14 protein-coding genes are annotated in these 17925 nt (G+C 68.1%); 9 read left to right on the forward strand and 5 right to left on the reverse strand.

Features of this window, described 5'->3' with window-relative positions; all coding sequences use genetic code 11:
• Nucleotides 1-91: 91 nt before the first annotated feature.
• Nucleotides 92-862 carry a nuclear transport factor 2 family protein gene (locus tag ACIQCS_RS21640; RefSeq protein ID WP_345848721.1) on the reverse strand — a complete coding sequence of 257 codons (771 nt, stop codon included), beginning with the start codon at nt 860-862 and terminating at the stop codon, nt 92-94.
• An 87-nt stretch (nt 863-949) separates the two neighbouring features.
• On the opposite strand from ACIQCS_RS21640, the gene ACIQCS_RS21645 reads away from it, so the two are divergent.
• Complete coding sequence (locus ACIQCS_RS21645; RefSeq protein ID WP_345848719.1) at nt 950-1795, forward strand: LysR family transcriptional regulator; 846 nt, start codon at nt 950-952, stop codon at nt 1793-1795.
• On the opposite strand, the gene ACIQCS_RS21650 is transcribed toward ACIQCS_RS21645, so the two are convergent.
• Complete coding sequence (locus ACIQCS_RS21650) at nt 1792-2739, reverse strand: aldo/keto reductase (protein ID WP_345848718.1); 948 nt, start codon at nt 2737-2739, stop codon at nt 1792-1794. The two genes, ACIQCS_RS21645 and ACIQCS_RS21650, sit on opposite strands and share 4 nt — an antisense overlap.
• 164 nt (nt 2740-2903) lie before the next feature.
• A complete protein-coding gene (locus tag ACIQCS_RS21655; RefSeq protein WP_280279958.1) occupies nt 2904-3158 on the reverse strand; it encodes a hypothetical protein in 255 nt (84 codons plus the stop codon).
• A 117-nt stretch (nt 3159-3275) separates the two neighbouring features.
• On the opposite strand from ACIQCS_RS21655, the gene ACIQCS_RS21660 reads away from it, so the two are divergent.
• The 5 genes from ACIQCS_RS21660 (at nt 3276) to metH (ending at nt 9471) form a co-directional block, all read left to right on the forward strand.
• Complete coding sequence (locus ACIQCS_RS21660) at nt 3276-4229, forward strand: metalloregulator ArsR/SmtB family transcription factor (protein ID WP_345848714.1); 954 nt, start codon at nt 3276-3278, stop codon at nt 4227-4229.
• A complete protein-coding gene (gene metF, locus ACIQCS_RS21665; RefSeq protein ID WP_345848712.1) occupies nt 4226-5128 on the forward strand; it encodes a methylenetetrahydrofolate reductase in 903 nt (300 codons plus the stop codon). Before ACIQCS_RS21660 ends, metF begins: the two co-directional genes overlap by 4 nt.
• Before the next feature lie 132 nt (nt 5129-5260).
• On the forward strand, nt 5261-6307 hold the full coding sequence (locus ACIQCS_RS21670) for a homocysteine S-methyltransferase family protein (protein ID WP_345848710.1): 1047 nt from the start codon (nt 5261-5263) through the stop codon (nt 6305-6307).
• Nucleotides 6304-6834, forward strand: coding sequence for a GNAT family N-acetyltransferase (locus tag ACIQCS_RS21675; protein WP_345848708.1), 531 nt, complete (start codon nt 6304-6306; stop codon nt 6832-6834). Before ACIQCS_RS21670 ends, ACIQCS_RS21675 begins: the two co-directional genes overlap by 4 nt.
• Before the next feature lie 21 nt (nt 6835-6855).
• Nucleotides 6856-9471: a methionine synthase gene (gene metH, locus ACIQCS_RS21680; protein ID WP_345848706.1), complete on the forward strand. Its 2616-nt coding sequence runs from the start codon at nt 6856-6858 to the stop codon at nt 9469-9471.
• A gap of 19 nt (nt 9472-9490) precedes the next feature.
• Here the strand turns inward: metH and ACIQCS_RS21685 are convergent, their stop codons facing one another.
• The gene (locus ACIQCS_RS21685; protein WP_345848704.1) at nt 9491-9793 is read right to left on the reverse strand and encodes a hypothetical protein; all 303 of its coding nucleotides are present in this window, start codon (nt 9791-9793) and stop codon (nt 9491-9493) included.
• A gap of 183 nt (nt 9794-9976) precedes the next feature.
• On the opposite strand from ACIQCS_RS21685, the gene ACIQCS_RS21690 reads away from it, so the two are divergent.
• The 3 genes from ACIQCS_RS21690 (at nt 9977) to ACIQCS_RS21700 (ending at nt 13965) form a co-directional block, all read left to right on the forward strand.
• Nucleotides 9977-11239, forward strand: coding sequence for an Nramp family divalent metal transporter (locus ACIQCS_RS21690; protein ID WP_345848703.1), 1263 nt, complete (start codon nt 9977-9979; stop codon nt 11237-11239).
• 68 nt (nt 11240-11307) lie between these two features.
• A complete protein-coding gene (locus ACIQCS_RS21695; RefSeq protein ID WP_345848702.1) occupies nt 11308-12885 on the forward strand; it encodes an MFS transporter in 1578 nt (525 codons plus the stop codon).
• A 63-nt stretch (nt 12886-12948) separates the two neighbouring features.
• A complete protein-coding gene (locus tag ACIQCS_RS21700) occupies nt 12949-13965 on the forward strand; it encodes an alanine racemase (protein WP_345848701.1) in 1017 nt (338 codons plus the stop codon).
• A gap of 48 nt (nt 13966-14013) precedes the next feature.
• On the opposite strand, the gene ACIQCS_RS21705 is transcribed toward ACIQCS_RS21700, so the two are convergent.
• A complete protein-coding gene (locus ACIQCS_RS21705; protein ID WP_345848700.1) occupies nt 14014-17916 on the reverse strand; it encodes a TonB-dependent receptor domain-containing protein in 3903 nt (1300 codons plus the stop codon).
• Nucleotides 17917-17925 lie beyond the last annotated feature (9 nt).

Raw genomic sequence — 17925 nt, forward strand, 5'->3', positions numbered from 1 at the left:
AAAACAGATGACGTGACATCCATCCCCTCCGCCAAACTCATCTACCACACATATTACGACAATAACTCAAACAGATATATAGGTTCTCAACCTAGTTCGCGCCCGGCGCTTCCTTCGCGAAGGCCAGCGCGACCATGCGCCAGCCCCGGGGCGTTCGGATCATCAGCGCGCGATCGGTCCATTCGCTGCCGTCGGTGCCGCGGAAGGACCAGCGCGCCGTGCCGATGCCGCCGCGCGCGTCGACGACCAGCGAGGTCGGCACCGCCGGGCTGCCGCTGGAGGCGGCTCTCCGGGCGACGTAGCGCGCCTGCCATTCCCCAAGCGTCGCCGCGACGAGCTCGCCGCCGTCGACCGTCATCACCAGCGCGCGCGGATCGATGCTCTCGGCCAGGAGCCGGTCGTCCCAGGTGCGATCCGCGGCGAGCTTGGTGCGGACGACCTGCCGCACGCCCGCGTCGGCGGCGGCATCCGGGCGGGCGCCCGCCTCGCAGGCCTTGCCGACGATCCGCCAGCCCCCGGCCAGCCGGGCGAGCAGCAGATAGTCGACATATTCCGTCTGGCCGCGCACCGCGACCGCGCGCGCCACCGCCGTGGTGGCGCCGCTGTCGATCCAGGCGATGCTGGTGGCGATCGGGCCGGCGGGCGCCCCGGCGGTGCGCATGCGCTGCTTCCATTCGCCCTGGCTCGTCGCCCGGATCGCGGCGCCGTCGGCGCAGTACATGATCGCGCTCGGCTGGAACGCGGCCGCCAGTTGCGCCGGATCGTTCGCCGCGACTGCGGCGCCATAGGCGCGGACCGCCGCATCCGGTGTCGCGAAGCCCGATGCGAGCATGGCCGCGAACGCCGCAATCATCGTCAACATCGCGCACTCTCCCTTGCCCGCCGGCATAGCGCTTCTCCGATTGTTCCGATATTCGTAAGGCTGGCCATCACCGTTCGGAAAAACGGAATGAAGATCGACTTGCGCCGTGCCGCTGCCTTCCATGCCGTCGCCCGCGCGGGCGGGATCAACGCGGCGGCGCGGATCGAGGGCAGGTCGCCGCCGTCGATCCATGCCGATTTCCGGCGGTTCGAGCGCGACGCGGGCGTGGCGCTTGCCGAACGGGTCGGGCGCCGGCTGCGGCTGACACCCGAGGGGCGCGCCCTGTACGAAGCGATCGACCGGGCGCTCGCCGAGGTCGCGCATGCCGCCGAGCAGGTCCGCAGCGAGGCCCCGGCGGCCGTGCCGCTGCGTATCGGCTGCGTCACCGGCTTCGGCCGCTATCGCCTGGCTCCCAGGCTGTTCCGCGACGCCGAGCCGGCCCGGCGCATCGTCTTCCGCACGGGCTCGCACGACCAGATCCTCGACTGGCTCGGCGCCGGCCTGATCGACCTGGGGATCACCTATCGCGGCGTGGTGGCCGCGCCGATCGCAAGCGTCGCGGTGGCGGAGGAAACGCTATGGCTGATCGGGGCGCCGGACGGCCAGCCGACGCGCGAATGCCTATCCCAGGCGCCGTGCATCGCCTATGACGAATATGAATATGTGTTCGGGCACTGGTTCGACCAGGTGCTGGCGGCGCAGCCGGCCGGCCTGATGGTCCGCGATCACTGCAACGAGCTGGAGGAAGCGCTGCTCAGCGTGCGCGCCGGTCGCGGCTTCACCATCGCGCCCGAGGATGCCGCCCGCGCCTTCGGCTTCGCGCCCTGCGGGCCGGTGGCGCGCAACACGCTGATATTGTGCGCCATGGGCAGCCGCCTGGCCTCGGACGATGCCCGATGGATCGCCGGGCTGGCCGAGCGCCCGGCCGGCTAGGCCCCGGCCGCCGTCAGCCGGTCCAGCTGCGCGCGGCTGAGCGCCACGTCCCAGCTGCCCGCCAGCTCCTCGACCTGGGCGAGCGAAGTCGCGCTGGCGATCGGCGCCGTCACGCCCGGCTGCGCCGCGACCCAGGCCAGGGCGATCCGGGCGAGAGTGGCGCCGGTCTCGGCCGCGACTTCATCCATGGCGGCGAGGACGGCGGGGCCCTTGCCCTGCATGAACGCCGTCATCCGGCCGCCGCGCACGCTCTTCCCGAGATCCGCCTCGGAGCGGTACTTGCCGGTGAGATAGCCCGAGGCGAGCCCGTAATAGGGCACGCAGCCGATATTATATTCGACGCACAGATCCTGCAGCTCGCCTTCGAACTTGTGGCGGCTGACCAGGTTATACTCGTTCTGCAGCGCCCGGTAATGCGGCAGGCCGTCGCGCGTGGCGATGTCGAGCGCGGACTTGAGGCGGGCGGCATGGAAGTTCGACGCGCCGATCGCCCGGACCTTGCCGGCCCGGATCAGCCTGTCGAAAGCGGCGAGCACTTCTTCCTGCGGCACCGCCTCGTCGTCCTGGTGCGCGAAATACAGGTCGATCGTCTCGACGCCGAGGCGCTTCAGCGACGCGTCACAGGCGGCGGCGATGCGCGCGGGCGCCAGCTTCGAGCCGCCCTCGCCGTCGAGCATGCCGACCTTGGTGGCGATCTTCACCTTGCCGTGCTTGCCCGAGGTGCGGAGCCATTCGCCGATGATCGCCTCGGATTCGCCGCCGCGATGCCCGGGGACCCAGGCCGAATAGACATCGGCGGTGTCGATCAGCGCGCCGCCGGCTTCGGCGAAGCGATCGAGCACCGCGAAGCTGGTCGCCCGGTCGGCGGTCCAGCCGAAGACGTTGCCGCCCAGTATCAGTGGCGGTGTCTCGATGCCGCTCGTGCCCAGTTCCCGCCTGATCATTCCGCCGCTCCGTTGGACTGGCTGGCATTCACGTCGATCGCGGCCGCCGCTGCGTCGAGCTGGCGGGACTCGCCTGTGCTCAAACCACCCTGTGCGTCATCGGATCCGCCGCGGCCGCAGGCGGCGAGGGCGAGCAGGAGGAGGAGAGGGGCGAGCCGCATGGATCAGTCGGTGATCTCGTCGCCCGAACCTTCGCCGGCGGCATTGCCGACCGGCACGGCCTGGTCGTAATTGCTCTCGGCGGCGCCGAACGCCGCATTCTCGGCGGCGTTCACGTCGCCCACCGCCTCGCCCATGGTGTTGCTGTCGCCCGCGACCGCTTCATTGGCCTCGGCCGCTTCGTTCTTCGCCTTGTTGCCGCAGGCCGAAAGCCCGAGCAGCGCGACGGCCGCGAGCGGGAGGATGAGCGCCTTGCGCATGGATGCGTCCCCTTTGCCGGAATGTTCGGGCAAGGGCTAACCGAGGGAGTGACTCGCGCGCAAGGCGCATGCGGTGCGTTGACCGCATATAAAGATATCTTTATATCTATAACCGCCGTGCAGAACGCCCTCGCCATCTTCCGTGCCCTTGCCGATTCGACGCGGCTGCGCATCCTCGCGCTGGTCCGCTCGATGGAGCTGAGCGTGGGCGAGCTGGCGCAGGTGCTGGGGCAGAGCCAGCCGCGCGTCTCGCGCCATGTGAAGATATTGTGCGACGCCGGGCTGCTCGAGCGGCGCAAGGAGGGCAGCTGGGTATTCGTCGGCCTGGGCGCCCCGGCCAGGGTGCAGCCGATGCTCGCCGCGCTCGATGCCTGGAACGAAGTCGATCACTGGATGGTCGCCGACGAGGCGCGGCTCGCCGCGGTGCGGGCGGACCGGGCGAGCGCGGCGGCGGACTGGTTCGAGAACAATGCCGGCGAATGGGACGCGATCCGCTCGCTCCACGTCGCCGAGAGCGAAGTCGAGGCGGCGATGGCCGCGGCGCTGGGGGATGCGGCGGTCGGCTATCTTGTCGATATCGGCACCGGCACCGGGCGCATGCTCGAGCTGTTCGCGCCGCGGGCCGAGCGCGCGCTGGGGATCGACCGGTCGAGCGAGATGCTGCGTCTTGCGCGCGCCAAGCTTTCCGAGCAGGGGCTGGCCAATGCCGAGCTGCGGCAGGCGGACCTTTATGCGCTGCCGTTGCAGGACGGCGGGGCGGACCTCGCGATCCTGCACCATGTCCTCCACTTTGCGCAGCAGCCGGGCGCCGCGATCGGCGAGGCGGCGCGGGTACTGGCGCCGGGCGGGCGGCTGCTCATCGCCGATTTCGCCCCGCACGAGCGCGAGGAGCTGCGGCAGAAGGACGCGCATACGCGGCTGGGCTTCTCCGACGAGCAGGTGCTCGGCTGGTTCGAGGCGCATGGGCTCGCGCCGGTGAAGGTGGAAACGCTGGAGGGCGGCGAGCTGACGGTGAAATTGTGGCTGGGTCGCAAGACCGGCCAGGTGAATGAAAAGGTGAGGGCCGCATGACTATTCTGGACCCGCTGGCGGCGCCGCTGTTCGCGGACGTGGCGGGCGATATCGATGTGAGCTTCGAATTCTTCCCGCCAAAGACGGAGAAGATGGAGGAGACGCTGTGGGAATCGATCGAGACGCTGAAGCCGCTCGACCCGCGCTTCGTCTCGGTCACCTATGGCGCCGGCGGCACGACGCGCGAGCGCACCCATAACACGGTGGCGCGGATCGCGCGCGAGACGGCGATCCCGGCGGCGGCGCACCTTACTTGCGTCGAGGCGACCCGGGAGGAGATCGACCAGGTCGCGCGCGACTATTGGGCGGCCGGCGTGCGCCACATCGTGGCGCTGCGCGGCGATCCGCCCCGGGCGGGCGAGAAGTACAGCACCCATCCCGGCGGCTATGAGAATGCCGCGGACCTGGTGGCAGGGCTGCGCCGGCTGCACCCCTTCGAGATCTCGGTTGCGGCCTATCCCGAATGCCATCCGGATTCGCCGACCCAGGTGGCGGACCTCGACAATCTGAAGCGCAAGATCGACGCGGGCGCGACCCGGGCGATCACCCAGTTCTTCTTCGAGCCCGAGACCTTCCTGCGCTTCCGCGACGATGCGGCCAAGGCGGGGATCGACGCGGAGATCGTGCCGGGCATCATGCCGGTGATGAGCTTCGCCAGCGTGGTGCGCATGTCGGGCATGTGCGGCACCCAGGTGCCGGGCTGGATGGAGCGGCTGTTCGAGGGGCTGGACGATCATCCCGCCGCCCGCCAGCTGGTGGCGGCGACGCTGGCGGCGGAGCTGTGCCGCAAGCTCTATGCCGGCGGGGTGCGCCAGTTCCACTTCTACACGCTCAACCGGGCCGAGCTGAGCTACGCGATCTGCCACCTGCTGGGCGTGCGGCCGAAGGTGGCGGCGTAGATTTCCTTGTTCCCCTTCCGCTTGCGGGAGGGGCTAGGGGAGGGGCTGTCCCTCCCGCCGAAGACTACAGGCCCTCCCCCGGCCCCTCCCGCAAGCGGAAGGGGAGCAATGGCGGAGGGAAAGGAAGCTGAAATGACTGCACGCGAGAAACTGCTGGCCGAAGCCGCCAGGCGCATCCTGATCACCGACGGGGCGTTCGGCACCGAGATCCAGAACTGGAAGCTCGACGAGGCCGCCTATGCCGGCGATCTGGGGCTGGGCCACGACCAGAAGGGCAATAACGACATCCTCGCGCTGACCATGCCCGAGGTGCCGGCATCGATTCACCGCGCCTATTTCGAGGCGGGGGCGGACATTGCGGAGACCAACACCTTCTCGGCCAACCGCATCAGCCAGGCCGATTACGGCGCCGAGCATCTGGTGCGCGAGATCAATGTGGAGAGCGCCCGGCTGGCCCGCTCGATCGCCGACGAGTTCGAGGCCAGGGACGGCCGCCCGCGCTTCGTGGCGGGCGCGCTGGGGCCGACCAACAAGACGCTGTCGCTGAGCCCCGACGTCAACGATCCCGGCTATCGCGAGATCGACTTCGACTATCTGAAGGACGTGTATCGCGAGCAGATCGACGCGCTGGTCGAAGGCGGGATCGACTTCGTGCTGATCGAGACGGTGTTCGACACGCTCAACGCCAAGGCCGGAATCATGGCGGCGATCGAGGCGGGGGAGGCGCTGGGCCGCGACTTGCCGATCATGCTGTCGATGACGCTGACCGACCTGAGCGGACGCAACCTTTCCGGCCATACGGTGGAGGCCTTCTGGCACGCGGTGCGCCATGCGCGGCCGGTGACGATCGGGCTCAACTGCTCGTTCGGCGCCGAGCAGCTGCGCCCGCACGTCAAGACGCTGTCGGCGCTCTGCGACACGCTGATCATGGTCTATCCGAACGCCGGCCTGCCCAACGAGCTGGGCGCCTATGACGAACTGCCCGAGACGACGGCGGGGCTGGTCAAGGAATGGGCGGATGCGGGGCAGGTGAACATCCTGGGCGGCTGCTGCGGATCGACGCCCGCGCATATCGGCGCGATCGCGAAGGCCGTGGCGGGCCTGCCCGCCCGGCCGCTCCCGACGCCGGAGGTGCGGACGCGGCTGGCCGGGCTCGAGCCCTTCACCATGGGGGCATGAGCATGGCCGGGGCGCAGGCATGGCAGGTCCGCGAGGCCGGCACGGGCGACGTCGCCGCGCTGTCGCTGGTGGCGGGCGCCACGTTCCTCGAGACTTTCGCGGGCGTGCTGCCCGGCGATGCGATCGTCGCGCATTGCGCCAATGCCTATGCGGCCGAGCGCTTCGCCGACTATTTCGCGAAGGGCAGCCGGGCCTGGATCCTGGAGGCGGCGCCGGGCGGCGCGCCGGTCGGCTTCGCGCAGCTCGCCACGCCCGACCTGCCCGGCGCCGGGCCGGGCGATATCGAGTTGAAGCGCATCTACCTGCTTTCCCGGTTCCACGGTTCGGGCGCGGGCGCGGCGCTGATGGCGGCGGCGGTGGCCGGCGCGGCCGGGCATGCGCGGCTGCTGCTCGGCGTCTATGCGCACAATGCCCGCGCGCTCGGCTTCTACCGCAAGCAGGGTTTCGTGCCGATGGGCGAGCGCCGCTTCGACGTGGGCGGGCAGCTTTTCGACGACGTGGTGCTGGCGCGCCCGCTTGCGGGCTGAACCTTTGAACAGAAAAGAGCAATGACCAACACTTCCTCCTCCACCAGCTTCGTCAATGTCGGCGAGCGCACCAACGTCACCGGCTCGGCGGCGTTCAAGAAGCTCATCATGGCCGGCGACTATGCCAGGGCCGTGGAGGTCGCGCGCCAGCAGGTCGAGAACGGCGCGCAGGTGATCGACGTCAACATGGACGAGGGCCTGCTCGACGCGCATGAGGCGATGACCACCTTCCTCAAGCTCATCGCCGCCGAGCCCGATATCGCGCGCGTGCCGGTGATGATCGACTCGTCCAAATGGGACGTGATCGAGGCGGGGCTGAAATGCGTCTCGGGCAAGCCGATCGTCAACTCGATCAGCATGAAGGAAGGCGTCGACCAGTTCCTCGAGCATGCGCGCAAGTGCATGGCGTACGGCGCCGCCGTGGTCGTCATGGCGTTCGACGAGACCGGCCAGGCCGACACCCAGGCGCGCAAGATCGAGATCTGCGAGCGCGCCTACAAGCTGCTGGTCGGCATCGGCTTCCCGCCGGAGGACATCATCTTCGATCCCAACGTCTTCGCGGTGGCGACGGGCATCGAGGAGCACAACAATTACGGCGTCGACTTCATCGAGGCGACGCGCGAGATCAAGCAGCGCTGCCCGCATTGCCACATCTCGGGGGGCCTCTCGAACCTGAGCTTCTCGTTCCGCGGCAACGAGCCGGTGCGCAAGGCGATGCACTCGGTGTTCCTCTATTATGCCATCCCGGCGGGCATGGACATGGCGATCGTCAATGCCGGCCAGCTCGACGTCTATGACCAGATCGAGCCGGAGTTGCGCCAGGCCTGCGAGGACGTGATCCTCAACAAGGATCCCGAGGCCGGCGACCGGCTCGTCGCGCTCGCCGAGAAGTTCAAGGGCACCGATGCGGTCGCCGAGAAGCAGGCGGCGGAGTGGCGCGGCTGGGACGTGAAGAAGCGGCTCGAGCATGCGCTGGTCAAGGGCATCGACATGTATGTCGTCGAGGATACCGAGGAGTGCCGCCTCGCCTTCGCCCGGCCGATCGAAGTGATCGAAGGGCCGTTGATGGACGGGATGAACGTGGTCGGCGACCTGTTCGGCTCGGGCAAGATGTTCCTGCCGCAGGTGGTGAAGTCCGCGCGCGTGATGAAGAAGGCGGTGGCGCATCTGCTGCCCTTCATCGAGGCGGCGAAGGAGCCCGGCGCCAAGGGCAAGGGCAAGGTGGTGATGGCCACCGTGAAGGGCGACGTCCACGATATCGGCAAGAACATCGTCGGCGTGGTGCTGCAGTGCAACGGCTTCGACGTGGTCGATCTCGGCGTGATGGTGCCCTGGTCCAAGATCCTCGAGGCCGCCAACGAGAATGACGCGGACATGATCGGCCTGTCCGGCCTGATCACGCCGTCGCTCGACGAGATGGTCACCGTCGCCGAGGAGATGCAGCGCGCGCAGATGACGATGCCGCTGCTGATCGGCGGCGCGACCACCAGCCGTGTCCACACGGCGCTGCGCATCGAGCCGGCCTATACCGGCCCGGTGGTGCACGTGCTGGACGCCAGCCGCGCGGTGGGCGTGGCGACCGCGCTCGTCTCGGATACCCAGCGCGACGACTATGTCGCCAAGGTCGCGGCCGAATATGAGCAGGTCCGCCAGGCGCGGGCCGGGCGCGGGCAGAGCGAGCTGCTGCCGCTCGCCAAGGCCCGCGACAATGCGTTCGAGGCGGACATGCGCCTCAAGCCGGGCAAGCCGCGCATGCCGGGCGTGCACGACTTCCCCGACTGGGACCTGAAGGACCTGCGCGGCTATATCGACTGGACGCCCTTCTTCCGCGCCTGGGAGCTGGCCGGCAATTATCCGGCGATCCTGGAGGACAAGGTGGTCGGCGAGAGCGCGACCAGCCTGTTCGCCGACGCGCAGAAGATGCTCGACCGGATCGTCGACGAGAAATGGCTGACCGCGCGCGGCGTCGCCGGGCTGTGGCCGTGCCGCCGAGACATGAGCAATGGGGGCGACGACATCATCGTCCATGTCGGCGACGAGGAGCATGTCACGCTGCCGATGCTGCGCCAGCAGATCGCCAAGCGCGAGGGCCGGGCGAACATGTGCCTGGCCGATTTCATCGATACGCAGGGCGACTGGATCGGCGGCTTCGCGGTGGGCATCCACGGCATCGAGCCGCATCTTGCGCGCTTCAAGAATGCGATCGACGATTATAGCGACATCCTGCTCAAGGCGCTGGCCGATCGCCTGGCCGAGGCGTTTGCCGAGCGGCTGCACCAGTTCGTCCGCACCTCGCTCTGGGGCTATGCCGAGGGCGAGCAGCTGACCAACGAAGCGCTGATCAGGGAAGACTATCGCGGCATCCGCCCGGCGCCGGGCTATCCGGCCTGCCCCGAGCACAGCCTGAAGCCGATCCTGTTCAAGATGCTCGACGCGCACAAGCGCACCGGCATCTCGCTGACCGAGAGCTTTGCGATGCTGCCCACCGCGGCGGTCTCCGGCTTTTATTTCGGCCATCCCCAGGCCGAATATTTCGGCGTGGCACGGATCGGGCAGGACCAGCTTGCGGACTATGCCGGGCGGCGCGGCGTCGACCTGGAGCAGGCGACACGCTGGCTGCGGCCGAACCTGGACTGAGGCCCGGCCGCGGCACGGTTCAGGGCTGGGTATAGGCGCCCTTGGTCCAGCCCTGGGTGCCCGCGTCGTTGCAATATTCGGTCGTGACGTTCTGGTTGGTCACATAGAGGCGGATGTGTTCGCCCTGCGAATCCTGCCAGACCGTCACCGAGGCCTGCGAGCCGGGAAAGGTGGCGCCGGCGGTCCAGCCATTGCCGTCGTTGCAGCGCTCGCTGATCGTGTAGCCGTCGCTCGAATAGACGCGGAGGTGCAGCGCGTGCGCGCTGTCGAACCAGCTTGCGGCACAGGTGCTGATCGGAAAGCTCGGATTGTCTCCAGACATAGGCACTCCCCTTTTGCGGCTCGCGTCCCCTGAGGCGAACCGCCGGGAGGCTCCCGCGTAAGTCGCGCCTGCGCAATCGGCATTCGGTCCGGATCGGTGCGGCCCGGGCGCATCGATCTGGGTTGGTTCGGGATCGCGCGCTATCTGATAGCATCGCGCGTTCGCCACGATGCCGGAGCCCGCATGACCGCCAGCAGACAACAAGACAGCTCGGTCGCGAAGAAGCTGGGCCCGGGCCTGATCACCGGCGCGGCGGACGACGATCCCAGCGGCATCGCCACCTATTCCCAGGCCGGCGCGCAATTCGGCTATGGGCTGATGTGGACGATGGTGCTCACCTATCCGCTGATGACGGCGGTGCAGCTGGTGAGCGCGCATATCGGCCGGGTGACCGGGCGCGGACTGGCCCGCAACATGCGCGAGGTGCTGCCCGGCTGGCTGCTCACCCTGCTCGTCGCGATCCTGTTCGTCGCCAACACGATCAACATCGGCGCCGACATCGCCGCGATGGGCGACGCGGCGCAGCTGGTCCTGGGTTGGGGCGACCATGGGTTCACGATCTTCTTCGCGCTGCTCTGCCTCACGTTACAGGTCTTCATTTCCTATCATCGCTATGCGCACGTGCTGAAATGGCTGACCTTGTCGCTGTTCGCCTATGTCGCGGTGATGCTGGTGGTGCATGTCGACTGGGCCGCCGCCGCGACGGGGCTGGTGGTGCCCCGGATCGACGGGCCCCAGGCGATCGCCACGGTGGTGGCGATCTTCGGCACCACGATCAGCCCCTATCTCTTCTTCTGGCAGGCCGCGCAGGAAGTGGAGGAAGTGGATGACGATGACGAAGCCCGGCCGCTGACGGAAGCGCCGGAGCAGGCGCCCGGCGAGATCCGGCGGATGCGGATCGACACTTTCATCGGCATGGCCTTCTCCAACCTGATCGCGCTGGCGATCATCGTGGCGACGGCCGCGACGCTGCACGTGCAGGGCGTGACCAGGATCGACACCGCCGCCGACGCCGCCCAGGCGCTGAAGCCGGTGGCGGGCAATTTCGCCTTCGCGCTGTTCGCGATCGGCATCATCGGCACCGGGCTGCTCGCAGTGCCCGTGCTGGCCGGATCGGCGGCCTTTGCCGTGGGCGACGCGCGCGGCTGGCGCTGCGGGCTGGAATACAAGGTGAAGGATGCGCCGGGCTTTTACGGGGTGATCGCGCTGGCGACCCTGCTCGGCATCGGGCTCGACTGGTCGGGCATCCCGCCGATCCAGGCGCTGTTCTGGAGCGCGGTGGTCAATGGCTTCGCGGCGGTGCCGATCATGGCGGTGATGATGGTGATCGCGACGCGCCGCGGCGTGATGGGCGCCTTCCGTATCCACGGCCCGCTGCTCTGGTTCGGCTGGGCGGCGACGCTGGTGATGGGCGCGGCGGCGGTGGCGATGCTGGTGTGGCGATGAGGCGGCACCCGTCTTGCCGCGCCCTTGCGAGCCGCTAAGCTCGCGCGCAAATCATGGGAGGGGACCCAATGGCGGAGCCGACGGGCAAGGATATCCGGCTGGTGATCGGCGCGTCGTCGCTGGGCACCATCTTCGAATGGTATGACTTCTTCATCTGGGGCACGCTGACCGCCACCGGCATCCTGCAGCACACTTTCTTCCCCGCGGGCAACGACGTGCTGGCGAGCCTGCTCGCCTGGGCGGCGTTCGCGGTCGGCTTCGGTTTCCGGCCGCTGGGCGCGGTGCTGTTCGGCTATCTGGGCGACAGGATGGGACGGAAATACACGTTCCTCGTCACCATCACCGTGATGGGCCTGGCCACCGCCGGCATCGGCCTGGTGCCGAGCTATGCCGCGATCGGCATCGCGGCGCCGCTGCTGATCCTGCTGATGCGCGTGGCGCAGGGGCTGGCGCTGGGCGGCGAATATGGCGGTGCGGCGATCTATGTCGCCGAGCATTCGCCGGGCGGGCGCGCCGGCTTCCACACCAGCTTCATCCAGGCGAGCGTGGTCGGCGGCTTCATTCTGAGCCTGGCGGTGGTGCTCGCCTTCAAGGCGCCGATGCCCGCCGCGACCTGGGCGGCATGGGGCTGGCGCCTGCCCTTCCTCTTCTCGATCCTGCTGCTCGCCGTGTCCTTGTGGATGCGCCTGAAGCTCTCCGAGAGCCCGGTGTTCAAGGCGATCAAGGACGCCGGCGAGACGGCGAGCAACCCCTTCGTCGAGAGCTTCACCTATCCCGGCAACCTGCCCCGGCTCTTCGTCGCGCTGTTCGGCATCGCGGCGGGGCTGACGGTGATCTGGTACACCTCGATGTTCTCGGTGCTCTCCTTCCTCACCGGGCCGATGCGGATGGACCCGACCACCGCGCAGCTGATCTGCGGCGGCTCGGCGCTGGCGGGATGCGGCTTCTTCATCCTGTTCGGCCACCTTTCCGACCGGATCGGGCGCAAGAAGCCGATCGTGATCGGCTATGCGCTGACGCTGGTGCTGCTGTTCCCGCTGTTCTGGGCGATCGGCAGCGCGGCCAATCCCGAGCTGGCGGAGGCGGCGAAGCGCACCCCGGTGGTCGTGCGGGGACCCGACTGCGCCTATGATCCCTTTGCCGCCAAGCAGGTTGACGCCTGTGGCCGGATCCTCGACCAGCTCTCGAAGAAGGGCATCGCCTACAAGACCGACCGGGCCGAGGCGGTGGTGGTGACGATCGGCGGCGTGCCGGTGGCGGATGCCAGCCCCGCCGGGCTCGACGCCGCGCTGGCCGCGGCCGGCTACCGGCTGGAGCGCATCGTGCCGTCGGCGGGCAACATGGCGGTGATCGTGCTGGCGATATTGGGGCTGATGGCGCTGGCCGGCGCGACCTATGGCCCGGTCGCCGCCCTGCTCAGCGAGATGTTCCCGAGCCGGATCCGCTATTCGTCCATGTCGATCCCCTATCATCTGGGCACCGGCTATTTCGGCGGCTTCCTGCCCTTCATCAGCCAGTATATCGTCGCGCGCACCGGCGATCCCTATGCGGGACTGTGGTACACCATCGCCGTGGTGGCGATGGCGCTGGTGGTGACGCTGCTGGGCCTGCAGGAGACGGTCCCGCCGCGCCGGGCGAGGCACTGAGGGCATACCCATCCCCCGCAACGGCCATTGCGGGGACCGGGCGCAGCTCCTAACCGCTGGGGGATGACTGCTCCCCTGCGCCTGCGGCTCGACGGTGCCGCGCTCGTCTCGAACTGGCGGCACCTGGCCAAGCTCAGCGGCACCGCCGCCTGCGGCGCGGCGATCAAGGCGAACGGCTATGGCCTTGGTGCGCGCGACGTGGCGGCGCGCCTGGCCGAGGCGGGATGCCGCGACTTCTTCGTGGCGACCTGGGCCGAGGCGGCGGCGCTGGCGGATCTCGGCGTCGCGGTCTCGGTGCTGCACGGCGCGCGGGCGGAGGATCCGCTCGACGCGCCCCATGCGCGGCCGGTGCTGAGCACGGCGGAGCAGGTGATGCGCTGGAAGCCGACGGGGCGGCCCTGCGACGTGATGGTCGATACCGGCATGAACCGGCTGGGCGTTTCGGCCGACGAGATCGGCGCGGGGCTGCTCGACGGGCTGGCGATCGAGACGCTGATGAGCCACCTCGTCTCGGCCGACGAGGATGTGCCGCTCAACGCCCGGCAGCTTGCGGCCTTCGCGGCGCTCAAGGGACGGACGCAGGCGAAGCGCATGAGCCTGGCCAATTCGGCGGGAATCGCGCTGGGGGCCGGCTATGCCTTCGATCTCACCCGGCCGGGCATCGCGCTCTATGGCGGCCGGCAGCGGCCCGGGCACGACGCGATCCGCCAGGTCGCGACGCCGGAAGCGCAGATCCTCCAGCGCCGCCGGGTCCGTGCCGGCGACAGCGTGGGATATAATGCGACCTGGACCGCGCCCGCCGATACCGAAGTGGCGATCCTCAACCTCGGCTATGCCGACGGCTATCTGCGCTGCTTCTCCGGCAAGGGCTCGGCGATGGCCGGAGCGGTTGCCTTGCCGGTGCTCGGCCGCGTCTCGATGGACCTGACCGCGATCGACGTGACGGCGCTCCCCGGGCTTTGCGAGGGCGACTGGGTGGCGATATCCTATGGCCTGCCCGAGACGGCGGCACTGAGCGGCCTCTCGCAATATGAGCTGCTGACCGGGCTCGGCGGGCGCTACGACCGGATCTGGGCATAAAAAAGGGCCGCCTGGTTAGAGGCGGCCCCGATAGTTGGTCGGATCGGATCAGAAGCGGGTCGTCGCCGTGATCTTGTAGCGACGGCCGATCTGGTCGTAATAGTCCGCGAAGCGATAGCCGAGATCGCCGACCGTGGTCTGGTCGAGCAGATTCGAGACGGCGAGCTGCAAGCGGAAGCTCTTGTCGATATCCATGCCCAGCGCCATGTCGATGTTGTTCACCGTCGGATAGCGCGTGTACGGATATTGCTCGTTCGTCGCCGGCAGGCCGCTCGAGAAGATGCGCGTGGGCGATTCACGGTTCCAGGTGACCTGGCCGTAGATGCCGTCATGCTCGTAGCGCATCGAGAACTGGGTCTTCAGCGACGGACGCGCACGGCTGCCCGCGCTCGCCTGGGTGTCGTCGAAATTGCCCGATGACGAGGTGTCGTAGTTGATCAGGTAATAGGCGTTGCCGTGAAGGATGAGCTTGTCCGAGCCCAGGTTCAGCGTGTAGTCGCCCGAGAAGTTGACTGCCTTGATCTTGATCGCGCCCAGATTCAGGAAGCCGGCCTGGTAGCCGTTCTGGATCTGGAAGCCGCTGTCACGCGAGAACTGCTTGCAGGTGTTCACGCCCACCGACGGCGACGGATCCGGATAGGTCGGGCTGTCGTAGCAGGTCTGCACGATGGTCGCGAGGCCGACCGGGACGATCGTGTCGTCGAGGCGGAGGTTGAAGAAGTCCGCCGACAGCGTGAGCCCCGGGACCCAGCGCGGCCGGAGCACCGTGCCGATCGTCCAGCTGGTGCCGCGTTCCGGACGCAGGTTCGGCGCACCCGAATAGGTGCCCTGCAGACCGGCGCCTGCCGGCGAGAATCCCGCGAGGAACGTCGTGGCCGACGCCGTGTCGGTCGCGTTGCCATTGGCGATCGCGGCCTTCACGCAATTGGCGCGGCGAGTCCCCGGGACGGCGCCCGAATCGATGTTCGCCGGGCTGCAATAGTCGGTCGGGGTGGTGAACACCGGCTGGCCGCCGAGGAACAGCTCGACGATCGAGGGCTGGCGCACCGACTTGGTGTAGTTGCCGCGGAACAGGATGTCGCGCACCGGCGCCCAGGTGCCGCCGAGCGAGTAGATGGTGTTCCACTTGCCCTGCGTGCTCGGGGTGATCACGTTGCCCGCCAGGTTGCGATAGGTCTGCGCCTGGCCGCTCTGCTTGGTCATGCGGAAGCCCGGGTTGAACTCCAGCTTGCCGAGGAAGCTGAGGAAATCCGAGCCGGTGATCGGAACCGCCGCTTCGCCGCCGAACTCATAGGTCTCGGTGAACGCGTCGGTGTTCGCCGACGGTGCCGAACGCGAACGGCCCAGGCGGTTCAGTTCGTTGGTCGAGAACTTCATGTGATCGCGACGATATTCGCCGTTCATGTTGACCTGCAGCGTACCGGCCGGCAGGTCGAACAGGCCGCCGCCGACCGATGCCTGCACGAACGTCTGCTCCGAGAAATTGCGGAACAGCGACGGGCTCATGACATAGGCCTTCGACGCATCGGACATCTGGTTGTAGCCGAACGGATTGAGCGGCTTGCACGCGTTGATCATCGCCTGGGTGATCGTGGGCGTGACGAGCACTTCGGTGGGCAGCCCGTCGGAGCCGGCCACGCGGGTGATGTTCTCCGCCGTGCCGATCGGGGTCTTGCCGAGATACTCGTTCGGGAAGAGCTGCGCGCGGCAGACGATGTTGCCGTTCGCCGGGCCGCCGGTGGCCTGGCCCTGATCTACGGCGTCGAGCGCGAGCTGATATTCGACGTCGGCGATGCCCCAGGAACGGGTGTTCTGCTTCGAATTGCCATAGGTCGCCGAAATCTCGGCATTCCACGACTTTCCGAGCAGCTCGAACTTCGATTCGAGGCCCGCGGCGACGCGATAGGTCTCCTGGCGGTTGGTGTAGGGATTGGCGCCGAAGATATCCTGGTTCTGGCGCGTGATCAGGAAATTGCCCTTGTTGGTCGCCGAGGGCGTGATTCCGACCTGGGTCAGCACCGCGCGGTTCTGCGCCGTCAGATAGGGGTTGTTGTAGTTGACCATCAGCGCGGCATTTTCCTGCGTCGTGGTCAGGAAGTTCTGCGCGCCCGAGATGTTGCCGAGCGACCGGTTCAGGATGTTCGCATAGGTGTTCTCGGTGAAGAAGGTGACCCCGTCGAACAGCTCCATGCGGGCATTGGCGTTGAACACATAGCGGTCCTGCTGCGTGCGCAGCACCGTGTTCTCGAGGCTGCGGGTGAAGCCGCCATTGCCGCCGCGCGAGGCGCCGACGGTGAGCGGCGCATTGCCGGTGATCGCGCCCGAGAAGGTGTAGGCGTGCAGCGAACCGTCATCGTTGAACTCGAGCGGCACGGCCACATAGGGCAGGACCTGGTTCACCGGCACCTGCACGGTCGAGCCGTTGACCTTCACGTTCACCAGCGAGGTGTCGGTGTTGGCGATGCGCGGCACGTCCGGCGCGAAGGTGCCGATGAAATAGTTGAGGTTGGTGGCCGGGTTCGCGGCCAGGAATTCGCGCGCGGTGAAGCGGTTGGCCTGGAGCAGGTTGACGGCGATCGCCGTCTGCTGCGCCGCGGTCGAGCCGGTGGGCGCGGTGACGCCATAGGCCGCCAGCACCTGGGCCGAAGTGACGTTGCTGGGCAGCGCGGTCGGCGCGAAGGTGGTGAACGGAACGTTGGTCGCCTGGGTGGTGCGGCCGTTGAGGCCGTTCGACGACAGGTTACCGATCGTCGTGCCGTTATTGTAGCTCAGGCCGACGCCCGGCGTGCCGGAGATGATCTGGCCGGTCGTGGTCCAGTTGCCGTTGTTGGGAGTCGTGATCGTGGTGCGCGCGCCCGAGGGGGTCGTCGCGGTGATCGCGAAGCCGACCGGCGCCACGCCGTTCGCCAGGGTGATGTAGTTGCTGGTGCGCAGTTCGCCATTCACCGTCTGCGTGATCGGGGTGTTGGCCGTGTAGAAGGTGGTGCTGTTCACGTTCAGCACGGTGCCGGCATAGCTGAGCGTCTGCGTGACCAGGCCCATGCCGAAGAGCGTGGAGGGCTGGCCGTCGTCCGATGCGCGCAGGAACGCGCCATTGTTCAGATTGGTGACGTCGATCACCGCGGTGCCGGCGAAGTTCGGGTTGCGGATGCCGCCGTTGAACGGGTTGGTGTAGCTGCCCGGGCGCGCGTTGCGGAAGTCGCGGGAAATTGCCTGCAGGCCGTCGTTGCGGCTGTATTCGGCCGAGAGCATGACGTTCGCGCGGCCGTCGAACAGGTTCCAGCCGGCGAGCGCGCTGAGCTGATATTGCGGCGCGTCGCCGCGCTCGGAAATGCCCGAGACGGCACGGACCTGATAGCCCTCATAATCGGTGCGCAGGACATAGTTGACCACGCCCGCGACCGCGTCGGCGCCATAGGCCGCGGCACCGCCGACGGTGAGGATGTCGATGCGCTGGATCAGCGTGGAGGGGATGACGTTCACGTCGACCTGGCTGCCGGTCTCGTTGCCGGCGACGAACAGCGACGCGGCGTTGCCCGACACGAAGCGGCGGCCGTTGACCAGCGTCAGCGTGCGCGCGGTGCCCAGGTCGAGCAGGTCGACAAAGGCGGCGCCCAGGCTGGCGGTCTGTCCGCCATTGTTGCCGTTGAGGGGGCTGGCGCCGTTGCCGACCAGCGGGATGTCGTTGACCGCCTCGAGCGCGTTGGTGAAGCCGCGCGAGTCGATCGTCTGCGCACTCACCTGGACGCCGGGAAGCGTGCCCTCATATTCGGGCCGGGCGATGCGCGACCCGGTGACGATGATCGTCTCGCCGGTCTGCGGCTCGCCTTCCGGCGTGATGTTGGTGGGCGACGGCGCGGGTGCCGGCTTGGTCTGTGCGAATGCGACGGATGGAAGAGTCAGCAACGACCCTGCGAGCGCTGTCGCGCTCAGCAAATGCGTGAATTTCATTTTTTTTGC

The sequence above is a fragment of the Sphingomonas sp. NPDC092440 genome (genome assembly GCF_044754985.1).
Taxonomy (GTDB): Bacteria; Pseudomonadota; Alphaproteobacteria; order Sphingomonadales; family Sphingomonadaceae; genus Sphingomonas.